Genomic DNA, 19419 nt, shown 5'->3' with positions numbered 1-19419 from the left:
CCGATCTATCCGAAGATCTTTTCGCCCTGCTCGTCGACCAGCTGGATGCCCTTTTTGATCGAGATGTCGACGGCATCATCAAGCCCGGCAAAGCGGTCGGCGCGGATGAATTTGTGCTCCTTCATCACGCCGTCGATCTCTTTCGAAACCACGCCGCAGGTCTGGTACTGGCCCTCCGCCTTGTAGGGCGTGGCGCTGATCAAAAATCCCTTGTGCTCGATCTGCTTTGCCGGCGCCGCTGTCTTTGGCTCGGCGGCTTCGTTGCCTCCGCCGAAAAGACGCTTCAGAAAAGACATGGGGTATCCTCCAACGGCAATCATCCTGCACCACATAGCGCGGTGCAGGATGATTTTCAGTACCGGTCCTTGGCTGGACCGGCAAGGGCCGCCTGCGGCTTGCCGTTAAAGATCAGTCGCGCGTGAGTGCTTCCAGGGCTTCCGCGGCAGCTTCCAATATGCTGATTGCCTCGGCCTGCTTTGCTTCAGGCGCATCGACGATCTCGCCGAGCGCGGCGCGCAGCCGGTGGCGCACGGCGCGAAACTCGTCGCGCTTTTCCGAGCGGCCGCGGCCGCGCCGGCCACCGTCGCCGTCATCGTTCCAGCCGAACCAGTCGCGCGCCTTGGCCATCTTGCGGCCGAAGCGCTCGAGATGTTCGAGCACGTGGTCGATCATCTCGCGATTTTCGTTGAGGTGCGCCTGCCCAGCCTCGGTGATTGAAAACACCTTCTTGTTGCCTTCCGCCGCAGAAACGGCGTAGCCGGCCTCCTCCAGGAAGGTCAGCGTCGGATAGACCACGCCGGGGCTCGGGCTGTAGACGCCGCTGGTGCGCTCCTCCAGCGCCTTGATGATGTCGTAGCCGTGCCGCGGCGCCTCGGCCAGCAGCGACAGCGTGATCAGCTTGAGATCGCCGTCGGCCAGCATGCGCCCGGCGCGGAACATGTCGCCCGGCCCGCCGCGTCCGCCGCCTCTCATGCCATGCCCGAACGGGCCAAAGCCGCCGCCACGTCCGCCGAACTTGCCGGCCATATGCATGAAGACGCGCTCGGCGCGTTCGCCGAAACGATGATGGCTGAAATGATTGTCTTTGTGCATTGTCTGCTCCTTGAGTTATGTCTTACGATATATCTCAACTAAGTGCCCGCCACGGCCGAGTCAAGATATATCTTACGATGTATCTGAAAATGGCACCAGCAGGATTGATTTCGCCAGCGAGGGCAGCTAGACGGTGCATGAGGGCCGAAGGCCGCTCCGTAAGCGTCTGACGTGAAGCAACGCATCCACCCCGGTCGTTCCGGGCAGTTACGCCGACAATACCGGCGAATGGGTGCAAGGCGACGAACCGGATGCTTCAGGGAAATCCAAATGACCATGAAAACCCCGCGCAGCAGGCTGCCTGTGCGCTATGCCGCCGTGCTCGACCCGCTGGTGCTGTCGTTGTTGACGACGTTCATCGTGTCGTTCATCTCGACACTGAAAAGCCTTGGCTTCCAGCCCGACATGTGGCCACTTGGCTGACGGCTTGAGGCCTGTCCTGGCTGGCCGACGCTGCTGCCAGTGCTGCCGGCGGTGCGCCGCATCGTTGGCTGGCTTTGCGAGCCCGTGGCTCGATAGCAGGGCACGCGAAAGGCCCGGAAACAATCTCCGGACGTTTCGGTGCGGAGCGAATAATACCCGTTACCAGCGGCCTTTGCGCCGGTTCCAGGCATAGAGCAGATCGGCAAAGCGATCATAGCCATAGCGCGTCAACGGCAGTGCGCCGGGATTGCCGAACAGCGTTGCGAGCCAGCCTTCGCCGGGCGTCGTGCGCCATACAGCAATGGCAACATCGGCGCCGACCAGCAATTTGCCGTCGGCGTCGATCGCATGCAGCCGGCGCCGGATGTCCTCCAGGCCGATGCCGTACCCGGCCAGCGCCGCCGGTTCGGCATTGATGTCGCGAAATTCGATCCGCCCGGCCTTGACCGCCTCGATCAGCCGCCGCTTCTGCCGGCTGATGCCGGCATCGCAGACCGGACAGCGCGTATTGTACCAGACTGTCAGCAGAGGCTTGGCCATGTTTCGAAACGGCACCAGAGGACACGCACGGATTATCCGAGAAATGCCGTTGCGCCGCAACGTGACACGATACCGGCGGAACGGCCGGCTTCGCTGATCCAGGTCGCCCAAAGGGTACGCAGCGGTTTTACGATAACGACATGCATAAAAAGAAGAGCTTAAAGCGCGTCGCAAGGGCCGTTCAGCGCGACGCGCTTCAGGCGCCGCGGCTCAGCCGAGCGAGGTGATGATCTCGCGATAGGCATCCTCGGGGAAAGCCTTGAGTGTCCGCGTCCTGACGTTTCCGCCCGTCGCCAGCATCAGCGAGAAACGAGCGAGGACAGCATCGTCGGGCGCTTCGAGCACGGCCACCATGTCGCAATCCCCCATAGTGAGATAAAATGCCTTGAAGGACCCGCCCATGTCTCCCAGCAGCTTCTTGGCGGCATCGAGCCGCTTCGGCGATTCGCGCACATTTTTGGCGCCTTGCTCGGTCCAGTTGATCAGCACGATGTAAGTTGTCATGGCACACCTCCCTCCGGTGCCACGGAGCACGGCGTCCAACCGCCGGGGCGGGCATCCGGGTTTGTCGCCCAGAGAATGCGTCCGTCGCGGAATTATCCTCCCACACCCGGTGCACCGCAAGAACAAACGGCCGGACGATAAAATTAAAAAGGCGCCGGATGGCGCCCTCTGACTCGTTCAGTCATTCTTGAGTGTCAGCTCCTAAGACGGTTCCGAGCATGCTCGAGCACGACGTCAGCTATCGACCGTCCTGATCAAGCCCTGCTCTGACAGATCGATTTTGTCCTTCAGAATGTATCTGTGGCCAAGGCCAACAGAATTTTCCGGAAGTCCCAGATAGGCGGCGAGTTCCTCATGGAGGTCGAGCGGAGCCATGTACTCTTTCGCTCCATCCATTCCCAATATCTGAAGCAAATCGTCAGGCGCGGCCTGCTTGCCGATCATAGCCAGCAAGGCGGGAGCGTCTTCCAGCCGAGGACGCATGTCCTCATCGTCAGGGTCACTCATCTCCATGCCCGGACAGGAATTGTAGCGCGATTGGAGAACACCGTGCTTTGCCGCCCAGAGGTTTAGCTGTTCCTCATCATAGACGGTAATCGCGATGCCGACGCATGTCAGATCGAGGGTCAGGCTCTGAAGCAAGGATTCAATCCAGCGCGGGTCGAGCTGGTCTGTGTAACGGTCGGAGAAAGTGGTCCAACCATTCTGTTCGGTTGTGACGAAGGCGTCGATGGTCTTCGTCCTCAGCCAGTTGACCAACGCTTCTTGCGTTGGCCCCTTTATGCTGACGGTTCCGTAGGTCGCGCCCACCTAAAAATCCTCAGCTGTCGAGGAAGCTTCTGAGCTTGCGCGACCGGCTCGGGTGCTTGAGCTTGCGCAGCGCCTTGGCTTCGATCTGGCGGATGCGCTCGCGGGTGACCGAGAACTGCTGGCCGACCTCTTCAAGCGTGTGGTCGGTGTTCATGCCGATGCCGAAGCGCATTCTGAGCACGCGCTCTTCGCGCGGCGTCAGCGAGGCCAGCACGCGCGTCGTCGTCTCGCGCAGATTGGCCTGGATCGCCGCGTCGATCGGCAGGATCGCCATCTTGTCCTCGATGAAGTCGCCAAGATGCGAATCCTCCTCGTCGCCGACCGGCGTTTCGAGCGAGATCGGCTCCTTGGCGATCTTCAGCACCTTGCGCACTTTTTCCAGCGGCATGGCGAGCTTTTCCGCCAGTTCTTCCGGCGTCGGCTCACGGCCGATCTCATGCAGCATCTGGCGCGAGGTGCGCACGATCTTGTTGATCGTTTCGATCATGTGCACCGGAATGCGGATGGTGCGCGCCTGGTCGGCGATCGAACGGGTGATCGCCTGCCGGATCCACCACGTCGCGTAGGTCGAGAACTTGTAGCCGCGGCGGTATTCGAATTTGTCGACCGCCTTCATCAGGCCGATATTGCCTTCCTGGATCAGGTCGAGGAACTGCAGGCCGCGATTGGTATATTTCTTGGCGATGGAGATGACGAGGCGCAGATTGGCCTCGACCATTTCCTTCTTGGCGATCGCGGCTTCGCGCTCGCCCTTCTGCACCTGGTTGACGATCTTGCGGAATTCCTGGATCGAAATCGCCGTCTCGGTGGCGAGGTTCTGGATCTCGGCGCGCAGGTCGCGGATGGCGTCCTTCTCGTTCTTGGTGAATTCCTTCCAGCCGCGCGAGGTCAGATTGCCGATCGAGCGCGTCCAGTTGGGATCGAGCTCCGAGCCCTGATATTCCTTGAGGAATTCCTCGCGGCGCACGCCATAGCTTTCGGCCAGCCTGAGCAGCTTGCCTTCGTTCTGCACCAGGCGCTTGTTGATGTCGTAGAGCTGCTCGACCAGTGCCTCGATGCGCGCCGTGTTCAAGGACAGCGACTTCACCGCCTTGATCAGCTGGTCCTTCAATTCCTTCAGCCGGCGGTCCTGGCTGGGCGACAGCGTGCCCGCGGCAGCCAGCCGGTTCTCGACCTGCTGGTCCTGCAGCTTGCGCAGTTTCTTGTAGGTGTCGGCAATGACGTCGAGCGTCTCCATCACCTGCGGGCGCAGTTCCGCTTCCATCGCCGCCAGCGACAGGCTCGCCTCGTCATCGTCTTCCTCGTCGTCGTCCACCAGGCCACGCGTGTCGCCGCCGACATTGGTAATGTCGTCCTCGTCCTCGCGCGAACGGCGCGACTTTTCCTCGGTCTTGGCTTCCTCGATACGCTCGACAACCGGCGCCTGCTTGGCCTCCGGCCCGGCATAGGTCGCTTCAAGATCGATGATCTCGCGCAGCAGGATCTTCGATTCGTTGAGCTCGTCACGCCAGATGATGATGGCCTGGAAAGTCAGCGGGCTTTCGCACAGGCCCGCGATCATCGTCTCGCGGCCGGCCTCGATGCGTTTGGCGATCGCGATTTCGCCCTCGCGCGACAGAAGCTCGACTGAGCCCATCTCGCGCAGATACATGCGGACCGGATCGTCGGTGCGGTCGGTCGGCTCTTTCTTGGTCGTGGTGGCGGCGACGGCGGTGCCGGTCTGCTCGGCCAGCTCGTTGGCGTCTTCCTCGGCGTCAGCGGCGGTGTCGGCGGCTTCGGGCTCCTCGCCCTGCTCGTCGTCCTCGACCACGTTGATGCCCATGTCGGAAAGCATGGCCATCGTGTCCTCGATCTGCTCGGAGGTCACTTCCTCCGAGGGCAGCACCGAATTCAGCTCGTCCATGGTGACATAACCGCGCTTCTTGGCGGCCTTGATCATCTTCTTGACAGCATCGTCGGAAAGGTCGAGCAGAGGGCCATCGGTCGCGGCCTCGCGTTCGGTCTCGACTTCTTCCTTTTCTTTTGTCGCCATAGTCTTTATTTTCTCCAAGCGGCTGAGTATCAAAGCCGCGTAAGCTGCCGGTCCGGTCAAATTGGATGCGCTCTTTCCAGAACGCGCTTTACCGGGCCAGTAACTGCATCTCTCGTTAAGTCCAGATTAACCCTGATATCTGTGGCAAGCTGACTGCCTGTCCAGTGATCAGTACCTTACATCGCTGCATTCCCGTCGATGCCGGGGCGGGTTAACGTTTCGAATCGACCTGATTCCGCCATTCTGCCGGAAGGTCAAGCGCCTCTCGCATGATTCGCATGAAAAAAGCGAATCAATTACCCGACTTAGAGCACCGCACGCTTGATTCAACGCGCAAGCACGTCCTTACATTTCAGTCTTCTGGAGGCTTCAATCTAAACGCGCCCAGCTCTGCCCGACGATATGCCAAACCCTTCGATCAGCGCTTCCGTTGCCTGCACATCACGAAATTGCGCCTGGATTTCGACCAGGTGCCGGTAATTTTCGTCCGTGGGATCGCTGGCGAGCGCTGCTTCCGCCTGCTTCAGCTCCTTATGTAAGGTGCGCGCGCTGCGCTGCAAGTGGAGAGCTTGGCTGAACGCATCGCGAGCATCGTCGAGCGCTGCCGTTTCCAGCGCCGGCCATTGCCGCGCACGCTTGATCAGCGCCACCGCGCGCTGCCAGATCTCACCGCAGCCGGCCCGCTCGATCGTCGCGATTACAGCCTCGCGGTTGTTGGCCATATCGTGCGCCATGGCGTCGAGGATGGCCGCATGCAGCCGCTTCAGATCGGAATTGGCGAGATCGAGGAACTCGACATGGGCGAAATTCTCGTCGATCAGCACGGGATGGTTGACGAGGGCCGCAATGATCGTCGCCTCGCGCACCGACATGCCCTCGCCGCCGCGTTTGACCAGCGCCGAGCGGCCGAGGCTTTCGGTGATCGCGGTGCGCCCACCGGCATTGCCGCCACGTGCAAACTGTCCGCCGGGTGCTGAGACCCTGCCCGGGAAGCGCTCACCGGGCCGTCCGTCCTGACGTCCCTGGCGTCCGCGCTGGGCACCGAAGAAGCTCTGCACGCGCTCGCGCATTTCCTGTTGGTAGTGGTAACGAAGGCTCTCGTCGCGGATGCGGCTGGTCAGTTCGCGTAGCGTCTTTTCGAGCTCCGCCCGCCGTTCAGGCGTGTCGAAGATGCCGCCGGCGGTCTCGCGCATCCACAAGAGGTCGGCCAGCGGCCGTGCCTCGGAAAGCACGGCGCGGAACGCATCCGGCCCGTCACCCTTGACCAGATCGTCGGGATCCTTGCCCTCCGGCAGCAGGGCGAAGCGCACGGAGCGGCCTGCCTGGACCGCCGGCAGCGCCATGTCGGCGGCGCGCCACGCTGCCTTCAACCCGGCCTGGTCGCCGTCGAAGCACAGCACCGGCTCGCCAGCCATGCGCCATAGAAGTTCGAGCTGGTTTTCAGTTAACGCGGTGCCGAGCGGCGCCACCACGTTTTCGAAGCCGGCCTGCGCCAGCGCGATCACATCCATGTAGCCCTCTACGGCAATGACCGTGCCGCCCTTGGCCAGCGCCCCCTTTCCGAGCGCTTGGCGCGCACGGGCGAAATTGTAGAGCACGTTGCCTTTGTGGAAGAGCTCCGTATCGGGCGAGTTCATGTATTTGGCCGGCGCATCCGGCGCCAGTGCCCGCCCGCCGAAGGCGATGATCTTGCCCCTGGAATCCGGGATCGGGAACATGATGCGGTCGCGGAACCAATCGTAGGAAACCGGGACGTCGTCGCCATGGCGCACCAGCCCGCACGCCTCGATGTCGGCCTTGGGGACACCCTTGGCGGCAAGATGCTCCTTCAGCGCATTGCGGCTGTCGGGGGCATAGCCGAGGCGGAAAGACTGCTGCGTCGCCGGTGTCAGCCCCCGGTCGCGCAGATAGGCGCGGGCCTTTGCCCCTTCCGGTCCCTGCAGCCGTTCCTGGAAGAACGCCGTCGCCATCTCCATGACGTCAGTCAGGCTGGCGCGTTCCTTTTCGCGCCGCTCCTCCTGGGCATCGCGAACCGGCATCGGCACGCCGGCCATGTCGGCGATCTTCTCGACCGCTTCAGGAAAGCTCATCCCGTCAAGTTCGGTTAGGAACTTGAAATGGTCGCCCGAAACCGAGCAGCCGAAGCAATGGTAGCGGCCCTTCTTGTCCTCGCAGTGGAAGGACGGGCTCTTCTCGCCATGGAAGGGACAGCACGCCCAATAGTCGCCGCGCGGCGCGTTAGTCTTCTTCCTGTCCCACGCGACGCGCTGGCCGATCACCGAAGAAATCGGCACGCGGTCGCGGATCTCGTCGAGGAAAGCAGGCGGAAAGCGCATGGGGGACAGCTCGTTTGGCCTCCATATAATCACGCCGGCGAAGCCCGACGACTCCTAATGCGGAACCATACCCGGTTTTCACAGGGCCAAGGGGTCCAGGCGCCTGACGTTGCGTGGCTGCCACACCGCAGCGGGAATAGTCTCAAGCTTACCTGACCCGTGGCTTCAAGATTGACTTTGCATGAACTCGCCAATCTAGATGATCATAAGCAAAGGCGACTCGTCCGGAATTCAGCGCCCGTAGAGAGCAGGCCCGCCGGTCGGGGGATTTTGGGGGACGGGGTGACCGTAGCTCTGGATGCGCATGTCACCATGCGGCTGCGGCGTTTGCCGTTGTCCGCACTTTCCTTTCTGTTGTCGTCGATTTTCCTGCTTTTGTTCGCAACGCTGAGGCGCGCCCTCGCCGCCATTCTCGTGTTCGTGCTCGTGCCGACCGCGGCGTTCGCGCTGCCGACGGTGACCATCAACCAGGCTGCCGGCCAGAGCGATCCGGCGGGTTCGTCACCAATTCGGTTCGACGTGGTCTTCAGCGAGCCGGTGACCGGCTTCAATGGCAGCGACGTCGATCTTTCCGGCACCGCCGGCGCCACCACCGCGTCCGTTACCGGCTCCGGCAGCTCCTACAGCGTTTTGGTCAGCGGCATGACGGGTTCAGGTTCCGTCGTGGCCACAATACCGGCCGGCGTGGCAACCAACGCCAGCGTCGATCCGAACGAGCCCTCGACCAGCACCGACAATACCGTCACCTACAATCTGCCGCCGCCACCGCCGCTGACAGTGACCATCAACCAGGCTGCCGGCCAGAGCGATCCGACCGGTTCCTCACCAATTCGGTTCGACGTGGTCTTCAGCGAGCCGGTGACCGGCTTCAATGGCAGCGACGTGGTGCTTTCCGGCACTGCCGGCGCCACCACCGCGTCCGTTACCGGCTCCGGCAGCTCCTACAGCGTTTTGGTCAGCGGCATGACGGGTTCAGGGTCCGTCGTGGCCACAATACCGGCCGGCGTGGCAACCAACGCCAGCGTCGATCCGAACGAGCCCTCGACCAGCACCGACAATACCGTCACCTACAATCTGCCGCCGCCACCGCCGCTGACAGTGACCGTCAACCAGGCTGCCGGCCAGAGCGATCCGACCGGTTCGTCACCAATCCTCTTCGACGTGGTCTTCAGCGAGCCGGTGACCGGCTTCAGCGGCAGCGACGTTGTGCTTTCCGGCGCCGCCGGCGCCACCATCGCTGTCGTTACGGGCTCCGGCAGCACTTTCAGCGTCGCGGTCAGCGGCATGACGGGTTCAGGGTCCGTCGTGGCCACAATACCGGCCGGCGTGGCAACCAACGCCGCCGTCGATGCGAACGAAGCCTCGACCAGCACCGACAACACGGTCACCTTTACACCGCCCGTGATCACGGTCTCGCCGCCGTCATTGCCCAGTCCGGTCTACAACCAGGCCTATTCGCAGCAGCTGACGGCCAGCGGCGGCATGACGCCCTACACTTTCGCGCTGACGTCCGGAACCCTCCCGTCGGGCATCAGCTTCGACGCGGCCGGTCTGCTCTCCGGAACCCCGACTAATACCGGCACGTTCAACCTGGTCGTGGCGGCAACCGACGCAAACGGTTTCATCGGTTCGAAATCCTACACGCTGATCATTGCCGAGCCGACCGTCGAGCTGACGCCGGCATCCTTGCCAAACCCCATATACAACCAGGCCTATTCGCAACAGCTTGCGGCCAGCGGCGGCGCGGTGCCTTATACTTTCGCGCTGACGTCCGGAACCCTCCCGTCGGGCATCAGCTTCGACGCGACCGGTCTGCTCTCCGGTACCCCGACCAATACCGGCACATTCGACTTCACCGCAGTTGCAACCGATCAGAATGGGAAATCCGGTTCCAAGGCCTATTCGGTGACCATCGACAAGCTTGGCACCACCACCTTGGTCGTTTCCAGCCTCAATCCTTCCAATCAGGGCGATCAGGTCACTTTCACGGCAACGGTTTCGGCTCCCGGCAACCCGCCGCCGGCCGGAACGGTCACCTTCAGTGTCGACGGCTCGCCCGCCGCTACGGTCGCGCTCGCCGGCGGTACCGCCGCCCTGACGACGTCCGCCCTCCCGGTCGGCACCCGTCAGGTCGTCGCGACCTACAATGGCGACGCGAACAACGCGACAAGCACCTCCAGCGCGCTCGCCCAGGAAGTCCACGCCCTAGGCTCCATCACCATCCGCCAGACCACCGACAGCGGCGACGGCTCCTTCGGCTTCTCCTCGCCGGCGCCCGGCCTCAACTTCACCATCGCCACCAGCAGCGGCTCCGGCGACGGACCGGCCGTTTCGCTGCCGACCGGCTCCTACAGCATCACCGCCGCCGACATGACCGCCGCCGGCTTCGCCTTGACCTCGATCAGTTGCAACGATGGCGATTCCGTCGGCAATGTGGCGAACCGCACGGCCGTGATCAACCTGGCGCCCGGCGAAAGCGTCGTCTGCACGTTCGCCAGCACCAATTCACGCGAAAATACCACGGCGCTCATCAAGGAATTCATGGAGACACGCGCCAGCCTCATCCTGGAGAACCAGCCCGACATCCAGCGCCGCATCGACCGGCTCGACGGCGTCGCCGGCGGCGGCAGCCCAGTGGCCACCCTGCTCGCGTACCTGCCCGGCATGGCCGACACCAACTCGGTCAATGTCAGCGCAAGCCTTGCCTCCATGCGGCGGCTTGGCGGGGAAGATGCCAACAGCCTGTTCGACATCTGGTTCGAAGGCACTTACAGCCGCTTCGACATCAATGACCAAGACGGCAAATTCGCCCTCGCAACCTTCGGCGCCGACTATCTGGTCAGCCGCAATCTGCTTGTTGGCGCCTTCGTCCAGATCGATCGTACCGACGGCTTCACCGGCAGCGGCGGCGGAACCGCCGAGGGCACCGGCTGGATCGCCGGGCCTTATTTGACCGCTCGGCTGACGGACAATCTGTATTTCGATTTGCTCGCCGGAGCTGGAACATCCTCGAACAGTGTCAGCCCCATGGATACCTACACCGACGGCTTCGACGCCAGCCGTTGGCTGGTCAGCGCCACGCTGCAAGGGGAATGGCAATATGACGCCTGGACCTTCTCGCCGCGGGCGCGCTTCTCCTATTTCGAGGAAAAATCGGGAGCCTATGTCGACGGCCTGAACGTCCCCATTCCCTCCGTCACCGCCGGCCTCGGCCAGATCGCCTTCGGCCCCGGCGTTTCCTATCGCCATGTCACGGATGACGACGTTACCCTCGACTTTAACCTGCGGCTCGACGGCGTCTTCGACATAAGCGACACAGCGACCGAAAGCGGCGCCGACAATTTCCATGGCCGCGTCGGAGCCGGCGTCGATACCCGCATGCCGGGCGGCATGCGTCTCGGCCTCTCCACCAGCTTTGGCGGCATCGGCTCCGATTCGGCGAAGTATTTCAGCGGAACCGTGAAACTTTCGGCCGCGCTGAATTAGGATCAAGATGGACGAATGAAAAAAGGCGGCCTTGGCGGGCCGCCTCTCTTTCATTGACCAGCGCCGTGCCGGTCAGACGTTCCGCGGTCACTGCGTGGCGATGGCGCCGAAGATCAAGCCGGAAAGAACGCTGACCAGCAGATAGTCATTGCCAACCCGGATCCATTCCTGCCCGGGACCCGGACGGCGCAGGCCATAGTGGCGATAGTCGCGGATCGGCTGGTGACGCTTCCAGCTGGAATATCTCTGGCCGTTGCGCCAATGGCTGCGCTTCACAACGATCTTTTTCTTCACTAGGACGCGCTTGTTCACGTCGACATGCTTGTTCACGTCGACATGCCTGCCAGGCTTCTGCCAGTCGACCTGGCTGTAGTTCGACTGCGGCGCGTTTGGTGTGTTCAGAGGTGCGGCCTGGCCCTGCCAGGTGGTTGCAGCCAGCATCGAGAAGGCAATGGCGGAAAGAACGATGCGTTTCATGGCGGGTACTCCTTGGTTGTCGATGCCTACGGAATAGAGCCGGAAGGATGAACCGAAACTGAACACAGAGATTACGTTTTCGTAATGATTTCTTACATTTAGAACGACTAATTCAGCGCTACCTTTAAAGCGGGCGCCCGAGAATGGACGCATGACCCGCCGCAACTCCGCAGGCTATGCAACCATTTTGTCAGCCATCCATTTCCGACACGCCCCGTCGCGTGGCAACACGCGTCCGAACCGGGCAAAATTTATTATTCGGCTAAAATAAATCGGAGTAATATCAACCTCTGCAATGTCCACGATTCGCGCCCACTTTTGCCTCTTTGACTTCACCGCGCCCGCGTCGCTGGCACCTGTCGCGTTGCGGGGCCTGGCATGAGTGGCTCGGTCGTCTTGCTGCACCTGGCCGGTGCGGTCGCACTGATGCTGTTTGCCACCCGTCTGGTGAAGACCGGCGTCGAGCGCGCCTATGGCGATGTGCTGCGCCACAAACTGCGCGCCACAATGCGCAATCCGTTCATGGCGGTTCTGGCCGGCTGCGGCCTGGCTGTCGCGCTGCAAAGCTCGACCGCCGTCACCTTGCTGGTCGGCTCGTTCGCCGGCTCCGGTATTGTCAGCGGCATGTCGGGCCAGCTTGCGGTGCGCGGCGCCGAGATCGGCTCGGCACTCGTGGTCAAGCTGCTCACCTTCGATCTGTCGCTGCTGGTGCCGATCTGCCTGGTCGCCGGCACCGTCATGTTCATGGCCACCGAGCGGCGCGACTGGCGCCAGTTCGGCCGCATCCTGGTCGGCATCGGCCTGCTGCTTCTGTCGCTGGAGATGATCGGCCAGGCGTCGGAGCCGCTGCGCCAGAGCACGCTGATGCCGCTCATCGTCGATTACTTCTCCGGCGATCCGGTTACCGCCTATCTTCTGGCGGCGTTGGTCACCTGGCTGTTCCATTCCTCGATCGCCGCGGTGCTGCTGATGGTGACGCTGGCCGGCCGCGGCTTCATCCCGCCCGAACTCGGTATCGTGCTGGTGCTGGGTGTCAATCTCGGCTCTTCGATCATCGCGCCGCTTCTAACCCGCAACGCAGAACCCGGCGTTCGTATCGTGCCGATCGGCAATCTCCTGATGCGCGGCATGGGTTCGCTGATCATGCTGATCCTGTTCCTGACGTTCAAACCGCCGGTCGCCTTCTTGGGCAACACGGTGCCCGAGCAGATCGTCAATGCCCACATTGTCTTCAACATCCTGATCCTGATCGCCGGCCTACCGCTGGCGAGCCTGGTCTATCGCGCCTCGGAAAGGATCGTGGCGTTGGGCACCAAGCCCCAGGCCGCCAACGCGCTCGACGTCGTCGAGCTTTCGGCGCTCAACGAAAGTGCGCTCGACGTGCCGAGCCAGGCATTGGCCAACGCCACCCGCGAGGTGGTGCGGGTCTGCGAAACGGTCGAGATCATGCTGAAACGGATCATCGAGCTCTATGAGAGCGCCGATGCCGACAAGATCGGCGCGTTGGCCGCACTCGACGACCGTGTCGACAGGAAGCACGCTGCGATCAAGCTCTATCTGGCCAGGGTCACCAAGAACCCGCTGAGCGAGGACGAGGCGCTGCGTTGCCAGGAGCTGATCGGCGCCTGCGTCAAGCTGGAGCAGGTCGGCGACATCATCGTGCGCAACATGCTGGTCCACGTGAAGAAGAAATTCGAGCGTGGGCTGGAGTTCACGCCGGAAGGCTGGCGTGAGCTTTGCGCCTTCCATGCCTTGGTGCTTGCCAATGCCAGGCTTGCCTTCAACGTGCTGGTGTCCCGCGATCCGGAGACCGCTCGCCAGTTGGTGCTGGAAAAGGACCGGCTGCGCGACCGCGAGAAGGAAACCAGCCAGAGCCATTTCGTGCGGCTGCGCGACGGCACCGCCAAGAGTGTCGAGACCAGTTCCATCCATCTCGACACCATTCGCGACCTCAAGCAGATCAACTCGCTGCTCGCCTCGATGGCCTATCCCGTTCTTGAAGAACGTGGCCTGCTCACCGGTTCGCGGCTGAAGGCCGGATAGATTGCATCCACAGGCCGGGAAGCTTTAGAACATCGCCTATGAAAATTGCTGTGGGCCAATGCGCAGAAATTATCTTTGCGCCACCTCCTGTCTGTCGGCTAAAGATCGCCGCATCTACCGGAAGGAAAGTCGATGGACACCCATTCTCGCAGCTTCGCCAAAGCGCTTTCCTGGCGCATCACCGGCACCATCGACACGATAATCATTTCGCTCGTCGTGACCGGAAGCATCAAGCTCGCCGCTGCCATCGGCCTGACCGAGGTCGTCACCAAGTCGCTGCTCTACTATCTTCACGAACGTGCGTGGCTGAAAATTCCTTACGGGAGGAAGGCAGCCGCCTAGCTCTTGCCTCCGCGCGGACGCCTGACCGGCGATCAAGAAAAGCTAAAGCGGCGTCGACAATTTCTGGATTGCCCGCTGCCCTCATCCGTGGTTTGAGGCGACCTTATCTGAGGATCGCCTTTCCGCCATGCTCCCCCTCATTGCCCTGTTCATTGCCGCCTTCGCCTTCGGCACCACCGAATTCGTCATCGCCGGCGTGCTGCCGCAGGTGGCGGAGGGCCTTGGCGTCGCGATCCCGACCGCCGGCTATCTCGTTTCCGGCTATGCTGGCGGCATTGCAGTCGGCGGCCCGCTGCTTGCGCTCGCCACCAAAAGGTTCTCCCGCAAGGCCCTGCTGCTTGGACTGACTGCAGCCTTCACCATCGGCCAGGCCGCCTGTGCGCTGGCGCCCGACTTCGCCTCGATGCTGCTGTTGCGGATAGCGGTGGCCGTCGCGCATGGCGCCTATTTCGGCGTTGCCATGGTGGTGGCCGTCGGCCTCGTGCGCGAAGACCAGCGCGGCATGGCGGTGGCGCTGATCCTGTCCGGCCTCACCGTATCGAACGTAATCGGCGTTCCGGCCGGCACGGCAATCGGCAACATCTGGGGATGGCGTGCGACATTCTGGGTGATGTGCGCGCTCGGTGTGGTGGCCTTCACGGCAGTCGGCGCCCTGCTGCCGCGCAAGACGGGATCGTCGAGCCCGTCGGCGAGCCTTGGAAGCGAGGTCCGTGTGCTCGCACGCCAGCAGGTCTGGACCTCGCTCATTATTATGCTGATGCTGATGATCGGCCAGTTCGGCCTGTTCACCTACATCACGCCGACGCTGCTTGAGGTCACCGGCCTCGACGAGAAATGGATACCTTGGGTGCTCTTGCTCAACGGGGTCGGCGCAACGATCGGCGTCTTTGTCGGCGGGCGGCTCGCCGACTGGAAGCTGATGCCGTCGCTCATCGCCATGCTTTTCCTACAGGCGGCAATGCTCGCCTTGATCTACGCTGTCAGCCCTTACCCGCTGCCGATGGTGATAGCGATCTTCGTCTGGGGCGGCCTCAACTTTGCCATCGGCACGCCGATCCAGACCCGCATCCTGACCTGGACCGCGGACGCCTCCAACCTTGCCTCGTCGCTCATCCCGTCGGGCTTCAATGTCGGCATCGCGCTCGCCGCATCGCTCGGCGCGGCGATGCTCAATGCCGGCTATGGCTATCGCAGCCTGCCGGTGGTTGGCGCGATCGCCATGCTGGTCGCGGTCGCGGTTGCGCTTGCCTCGCATGTCTGGGAATGGCGCAGCCGGGCTGCGCCGCCGCTGCCGGCTGCCGCCGAATAGGGCTGCAGATCGATCCGGTAGCGCAGGCTTTCCGCGCCGCCATAGGCGGCGTCCTCGAAGAAACGCCCGACGAGCCGGCCGCCATTGGCCAGAACGACCTTCTGCGAGGGCATATTGTGAGGCTTGCAGGTGATTTCGACGAAGGGCAGGCCAACCGCCCTCGCCTCCACCAGCATCAGCCGCAGCGCCTCGGTCGCATAGCCGCGTCCTCGTTTCCACGGCACCACCGCATAGCCGATGTGGCCGAGCACATGCGACGGCAAAGCCGCGGTGCCGTGCTGCCAGCGCAGGCCGATTGAGCCTGCGGCTTCCCCGTCCCAGATCCAGCGCCGGAATCCGGGCAGCCGCGGCACCGTCGAACCGTCGGGCAAGGTGATCGGCGGTCCCTTGCCATCGGAATCGTCGAGATCGCCAAGGAAAGTCGCTGGATCCTTTTCGATAGCCGCAAGCTGCTCGCGCGTCGCGTCGAGCAGCCGCATATTGTCCGGCGACCAGCCGCGCTCGAGGGCCGCCTTGTAGGACGGCAGGTGTTCAAACGCCGGTTTGACGAGTTCGATCACGGGCGCGAGCTTTTGGCTGCCGGATTGCGGGCGCGACGGCAAGGGCCTTCGGCGGCTTACTGCAGCAGGCTCTTGACGATACCGCTCGCCTTGGAGAAATCCATCTGGCCGGCGTATTTTTCCTTGAGCGCCGCCATCACCTTGCCCATGTCCTTGACGCCGCTGGCACCAGTCTCGGCGATGGCGGAACGGACGGCGCTTTCCGTCTCGGCCTGGCCCAGCTGCGTCGGCAGGAAGTCGCGGATGATGGCCATCTCGTCGCGCTCCTGCGCTGCAAGCTCCGGCCGCTTGCCGCCATCGAACGCCTTGGCCGATTCTTCGCGCTGCTTCACCATCTTGGCCAGGATCTGCAGGATCTCGTCATCGCTCGCCGGCTCCTTGCCGGCGCCGCGATTGGCGATGTCGCGATCATGGATGGCCGCCTGGATCAGCCGCAATGTCGGCAGCCGGCGCTTGTCCTGCGACTTCATCGCGCTCTTCAGGGATTCGGCGATTTTGCCTCGCATAGTGCTTTCTCCTTCGAATGCGGCGGACAATAGCCGTGCCGAAAGCCCAAGGCAAATGCGACACTACCGCCAAATCCCTGATATTGTTCGACGAAATAAATCCGGGCTCGCACTTCCTGGAATCATTGACCGCCTTGGCGCCTTCCCCTATGTACTGGGCCTTGCATGAATTGAATTCCAGTGCACGTCGCCCAAAAATGCGTAGCGGTTTTGGGCAACGACAGGCACAAATGAAAACTTAGCGCGCCGAGGCTGTGAGATCGCCGCTTCGCGCCTTTTGTTGCGCCGACTGAGGGCGCAACCTTTAGGAGTGCCGCCATGGCAACGATGACAGCCGCGTCGACCCCCCCTTGGGCCAGCGAGAGGCCGACAGCCCTGCTGGTGCTGGCCGACGGCACTGTCATAGAGGGCCGCGGTCTGGGCGCCACCGGCTCCGCCGTCGCCGAGGTCTGCTTCAACACCGCGCTGACCGGCTACCAGGAGATACTCACCGACCCATCCTATGCCGGCCAGATCGTCACTTTCACCTTTCCGCATATCGGCAATATCGGCACCAATGACGAAGACATCGAGGACCTCAACCCGCTGGCCCGCGCCGGCGCCGTCGGCGCCGTGTTCAAGGCCGATGTCACCAACCCGTCGAATTACCGGGCCGGAACCGGTCTCGACCAGTGGCTGAAGAAGCGCGGCATCGTCGCACTTTCAGGCATCGACACGCGGGCGCTGACCGCGCTGATCCGCGAAAAGGGCATGCCCAATGCCGTCATCGCGCACGCGCCCGACGGTATCTTCGACGTCGATGACCTCAAGCGCCGCGCCGCCGCATGGTCAGGGCTTATCGGGCTTGATCTCGCCAAGGAGGTGACCTCCGGCCAGTCATCAGTCTGGCGCGAGACGCCTTGGGTTTGGAACGAGGGCTTTGGCGAACAGGCTGATCCGTCGATGCACGTCGTTGCCGTCGACTACGGCGTCAAGCGCAACATATTGCGCCTGCTGGCCGGCCTCGGCGCCAAGGTCACTGTGGTGCCGGCAAAAACCGGCGCCGAGGAGATCCTGGCGATGCGGCCGGACGGCATTTTTCTATCCAACGGCCCTGGCGATCCGGAAGCCACCGGCGACTACGCCGTTCCGGTCATCCAGGATCTGTTGAAGACCGAAATCCCGCTTTTCGGCATCTGCCTCGGCCACCAGATGCTGGCGCTGGCGCTGGGCGGCAAGACCGCAAAAATGCATCAGGGCCACCACGGCGCCAATCATCCCGTCAAGGACCACACCACCGGCAAGGTCGAGATCGTCTCGATGAACCATGGCTTTGCCGTCGACGCCGACTCATTGCCGAGCGGCGTCGAGGAAACCCATGTCTCGCTGTTCGACGGTTCGAATTGCGGCATTGCGCTCACCGGCAGGCCGGTCTTCTCGGTCCAGCATCATCCCGAAGCCTCGCCCGGCCCGCAGGATTCGCACTATCTGTTTCGCCGCTTCGTCAATCTCATCCGCGAAAAGCGCGGCGAGCCGGCACTGGCGGAGCGTGTTTAGCGCATTGCGTAAAAACGGATTTGATTGACGGCGCCGGCCGGGCTCCCGGCGCCGATCAAGCCCCGTCCGTCACGGCTTCCTGCGTGTGCATGCGTTTGACTTCCTTCGGCGTCGGCTTGGCCACCCTGGTGACGAAGACAACGAGCGCCAGCGTGAGGAAAATCGCGCCGAGCAGATAGGGGGCACCGCCGAAAACCACGGGCGCGTTCGGGCCCGTGAACCAGGAAAAGATCGCCGTATAAAGCAGCGGTGTGATGATCGAGGTGATCGAGAAGATCGAGGTCATTGCGCCTTGGAGTTCGCCCTGGGCGGAAGGTGGCACCTTGGCGGCCGCCAGGCTTCTGAGCGGCGGGTCGGCCAACGCCTCGAGACATCCGACGACGATCACTGCATAGATCATCCAGCCTTGTGACGCGAAGGCGTAGCCGAAGGCGCTGAGTGCGGTAAATGCCAGACCGATTACCGCCGTCTTCCACTCGCCGAGCTTAGGGATCACGCGCGGCAGGACTGTCGCCATGACGATCGCCCCGCACAGGCCGAAAGCGCCGAGCGAGAAGCCGATCTGTTGTTCGCTCCAGCCATAGCGATAACTGGAGACGAACGACCAGACCGCAGGATACATCATGTGCCCCAGCGTCATCAGAAAGAAGACAAGTCCGATCCAGCCGATACCTTCGTAGTTGCGCATCTGGACGAGCGTGCCGACCGGGTTCGCGCGTTTCCACTCGAAGCGGCGACGGTGCTTGTTATCAAGTGTTTCCGGCAACAGAAACAGCGCGATCAGAAAGTTTGCGAAAGCAAGCCCGGCAGCGAAATAGAACGGCACACGCGGCCCGAACGTGCCGAGCAACCCGCCCAGAACCGGCCCGATGACGAAGCCGACGCCGAAAGCAATGCCGAGCAGCCCGAAATTCTTCGCACGATTTTCGTCGGTCGAGATATCGGCAATGAATGCCGATGTCGTGGAATAACTGGCGCCGGAAATGCCGGCCAGCACGCGGCCGATGAACAGCATCGGATAGGACCAGGCGATAGCGCAGATCAGATTGTCGATAGCGAACGTCAGCACCGAGGCAAGCAGGATAGGCCGCCGCCCGAACCGGTCGCTCAACCCGCCCATCACTGGTGCGAAAACGAACTGCATCGCCGCATAGACGAAGAACAGCCAGCCGCCCTCGATAGCCGCCTCGCTGATGCCGACGCCGGTCAATTCCCTGAGATAGGCCGGCAGCACCGGCATAATGATGCCGAAGCCAATGATGTCGAGCAGCAGGGTGGTGAAAACAAGCGCAAGGCCCCGCCTGGCGGTTTTGGGGTCTATCATGATGGTATCTCCTCGGGCCGCCCAAGCTAACGGGAACACACCTTATAGGCGAGCACATCGCTGGGAACAATGAGGGAACGGGCAGAGTGCTTTCATCCT

16 protein-coding genes and 1 pseudogene are annotated in these 19419 nt (G+C 62.6%); 6 read left to right on the top strand and 11 right to left on the bottom strand.

What is annotated here, in order from left to right; genetic code table 11:
- Positions 1–5: 5 nt before the first annotated feature.
- Together NKI41_RS14350 and NKI41_RS14345 are read right to left on the bottom strand one after the other, a co-directional pair.
- Positions 6–296, bottom strand: a complete 291-nt coding sequence (locus tag NKI41_RS14350) for an HlyU family transcriptional regulator (protein WP_023678291.1) — start codon at positions 294–296, stop codon at positions 6–8.
- Positions 297–408: 112 nt separating this feature from the next.
- A complete protein-coding gene (locus NKI41_RS14345; RefSeq protein ID WP_352491496.1) occupies positions 409–1092 on the bottom strand; it encodes a PadR family transcriptional regulator in 684 nt (227 codons plus the stop codon).
- 270 nt (positions 1093–1362) lie between these two features.
- Here NKI41_RS14345 and NKI41_RS14340 point away from each other — a divergent pair, with 270 nt between their 5' ends.
- On the top strand, positions 1363–1515 hold the full coding sequence (locus NKI41_RS14340) for a DUF2798 domain-containing protein (RefSeq protein ID WP_352591312.1): 153 nt from the start codon (positions 1363–1365) through the stop codon (positions 1513–1515).
- Between the two features lie 159 nt (positions 1516–1674).
- Here the strand turns inward: NKI41_RS14340 and NKI41_RS14335 are convergent, their stop codons facing one another.
- The 5 genes from NKI41_RS14335 to dnaG all read right to left on the bottom strand — a co-directional run bounded on the left by NKI41_RS14335 (position 1675) and on the right by dnaG (position 7737).
- A complete protein-coding gene (locus tag NKI41_RS14335) occupies positions 1675–2055 on the bottom strand; it encodes a thiol-disulfide oxidoreductase DCC family protein (RefSeq protein ID WP_352491498.1) in 381 nt (126 codons plus the stop codon).
- Between the two features lie 210 nt (positions 2056–2265).
- Entirely contained in the window at positions 2266–2559 is a 294-nt protein-coding gene (locus NKI41_RS14330; RefSeq protein ID WP_292658752.1) for a GYD domain-containing protein, read from the bottom strand.
- A gap of 234 nt (positions 2560–2793) precedes the next feature.
- Positions 2794–3369: a hypothetical protein gene (locus NKI41_RS14325; protein ID WP_352491499.1), complete on the bottom strand. Its 576-nt coding sequence runs from the start codon at positions 3367–3369 to the stop codon at positions 2794–2796.
- A 10-nt stretch (positions 3370–3379) separates the two neighbouring features.
- On the bottom strand, positions 3380–5401 hold the full coding sequence (rpoD, locus tag NKI41_RS14320; protein WP_023678297.1) for an RNA polymerase sigma factor RpoD: 2022 nt from the start codon (positions 5399–5401) through the stop codon (positions 3380–3382).
- 374 nt (positions 5402–5775) lie between these two features.
- A complete protein-coding gene (gene dnaG / locus NKI41_RS14315) occupies positions 5776–7737 on the bottom strand; it encodes a DNA primase (RefSeq protein WP_352683620.1) in 1962 nt (653 codons plus the stop codon).
- 282 nt (positions 7738–8019) lie between these two features.
- On the opposite strand from dnaG, the gene NKI41_RS14310 reads away from it, so the two are divergent.
- Positions 8020–11223, top strand: coding sequence for a putative Ig domain-containing protein (locus NKI41_RS14310; protein ID WP_352683618.1), 3204 nt, complete (start codon positions 8020–8022; stop codon positions 11221–11223).
- A gap of 87 nt (positions 11224–11310) precedes the next feature.
- On the opposite strand, the gene NKI41_RS14305 is transcribed toward NKI41_RS14310, so the two are convergent.
- Positions 11311–11700 carry an RcnB family protein gene (locus tag NKI41_RS14305; protein WP_352473947.1) on the bottom strand — a complete coding sequence of 130 codons (390 nt, stop codon included), beginning with the start codon at positions 11698–11700 and terminating at the stop codon, positions 11311–11313.
- A gap of 378 nt (positions 11701–12078) precedes the next feature.
- Here NKI41_RS14305 and NKI41_RS14300 point away from each other — a divergent pair, with 378 nt between their 5' ends.
- The 3 genes from NKI41_RS14300 (at position 12079) to NKI41_RS14290 (ending at position 15394) form a co-directional block, all read left to right on the top strand.
- Positions 12079–13743 carry a Na/Pi cotransporter family protein gene (locus NKI41_RS14300; protein ID WP_352473946.1) on the top strand — a complete coding sequence of 555 codons (1665 nt, stop codon included), beginning with the start codon at positions 12079–12081 and terminating at the stop codon, positions 13741–13743.
- Positions 13744–13875: 132 nt separating this feature from the next.
- Positions 13876–14085, top strand: a complete 210-nt coding sequence (locus NKI41_RS14295) for a DUF2061 domain-containing protein (protein ID WP_352683616.1) — start codon at positions 13876–13878, stop codon at positions 14083–14085.
- 127 nt (positions 14086–14212) lie between these two features.
- Positions 14213–15394: an MFS transporter gene (locus NKI41_RS14290; protein WP_352683614.1), complete on the top strand. Its 1182-nt coding sequence runs from the start codon at positions 14213–14215 to the stop codon at positions 15392–15394.
- A gap of 5 nt (positions 15395–15399) precedes the next feature.
- On the opposite strand, the pseudogene NKI41_RS14285 reads toward NKI41_RS14290, so the two are convergent.
- A pseudogene (locus NKI41_RS14285) lies at positions 15400–15954 on the bottom strand (GNAT family N-acetyltransferase); the annotation flags it as partial.
- 56 nt (positions 15955–16010) lie between these two features.
- Positions 16011–16460 carry a GatB/YqeY domain-containing protein gene (locus NKI41_RS14280; RefSeq protein WP_352683612.1) on the bottom strand — a complete coding sequence of 150 codons (450 nt, stop codon included), beginning with the start codon at positions 16458–16460 and terminating at the stop codon, positions 16011–16013.
- Positions 16461–16778: 318 nt separating this feature from the next.
- Between NKI41_RS14280 and carA the strand changes: the two genes are divergently transcribed.
- Entirely contained in the window at positions 16779–17996 is a 1218-nt protein-coding gene (gene carA / locus NKI41_RS14275) for a glutamine-hydrolyzing carbamoyl-phosphate synthase small subunit (RefSeq protein WP_084641355.1), read from the top strand.
- Positions 17997–18051: 55 nt separating this feature from the next.
- Here the strand turns inward: carA and NKI41_RS14270 are convergent, their stop codons facing one another.
- Positions 18052–19320: a TCR/Tet family MFS transporter gene (locus NKI41_RS14270; protein WP_352683610.1), complete on the bottom strand. Its 1269-nt coding sequence runs from the start codon at positions 19318–19320 to the stop codon at positions 18052–18054.
- Positions 19321–19419: the final 99 nt, after the last annotated feature.

The organism is Mesorhizobium sp. M0601 (assembly GCF_040320845.1).
Lineage (GTDB): Bacteria > Pseudomonadota > Alphaproteobacteria > Rhizobiales > Rhizobiaceae > Mesorhizobium.
This window is presented reverse-complemented; position numbering and strand designations above follow the sequence as displayed.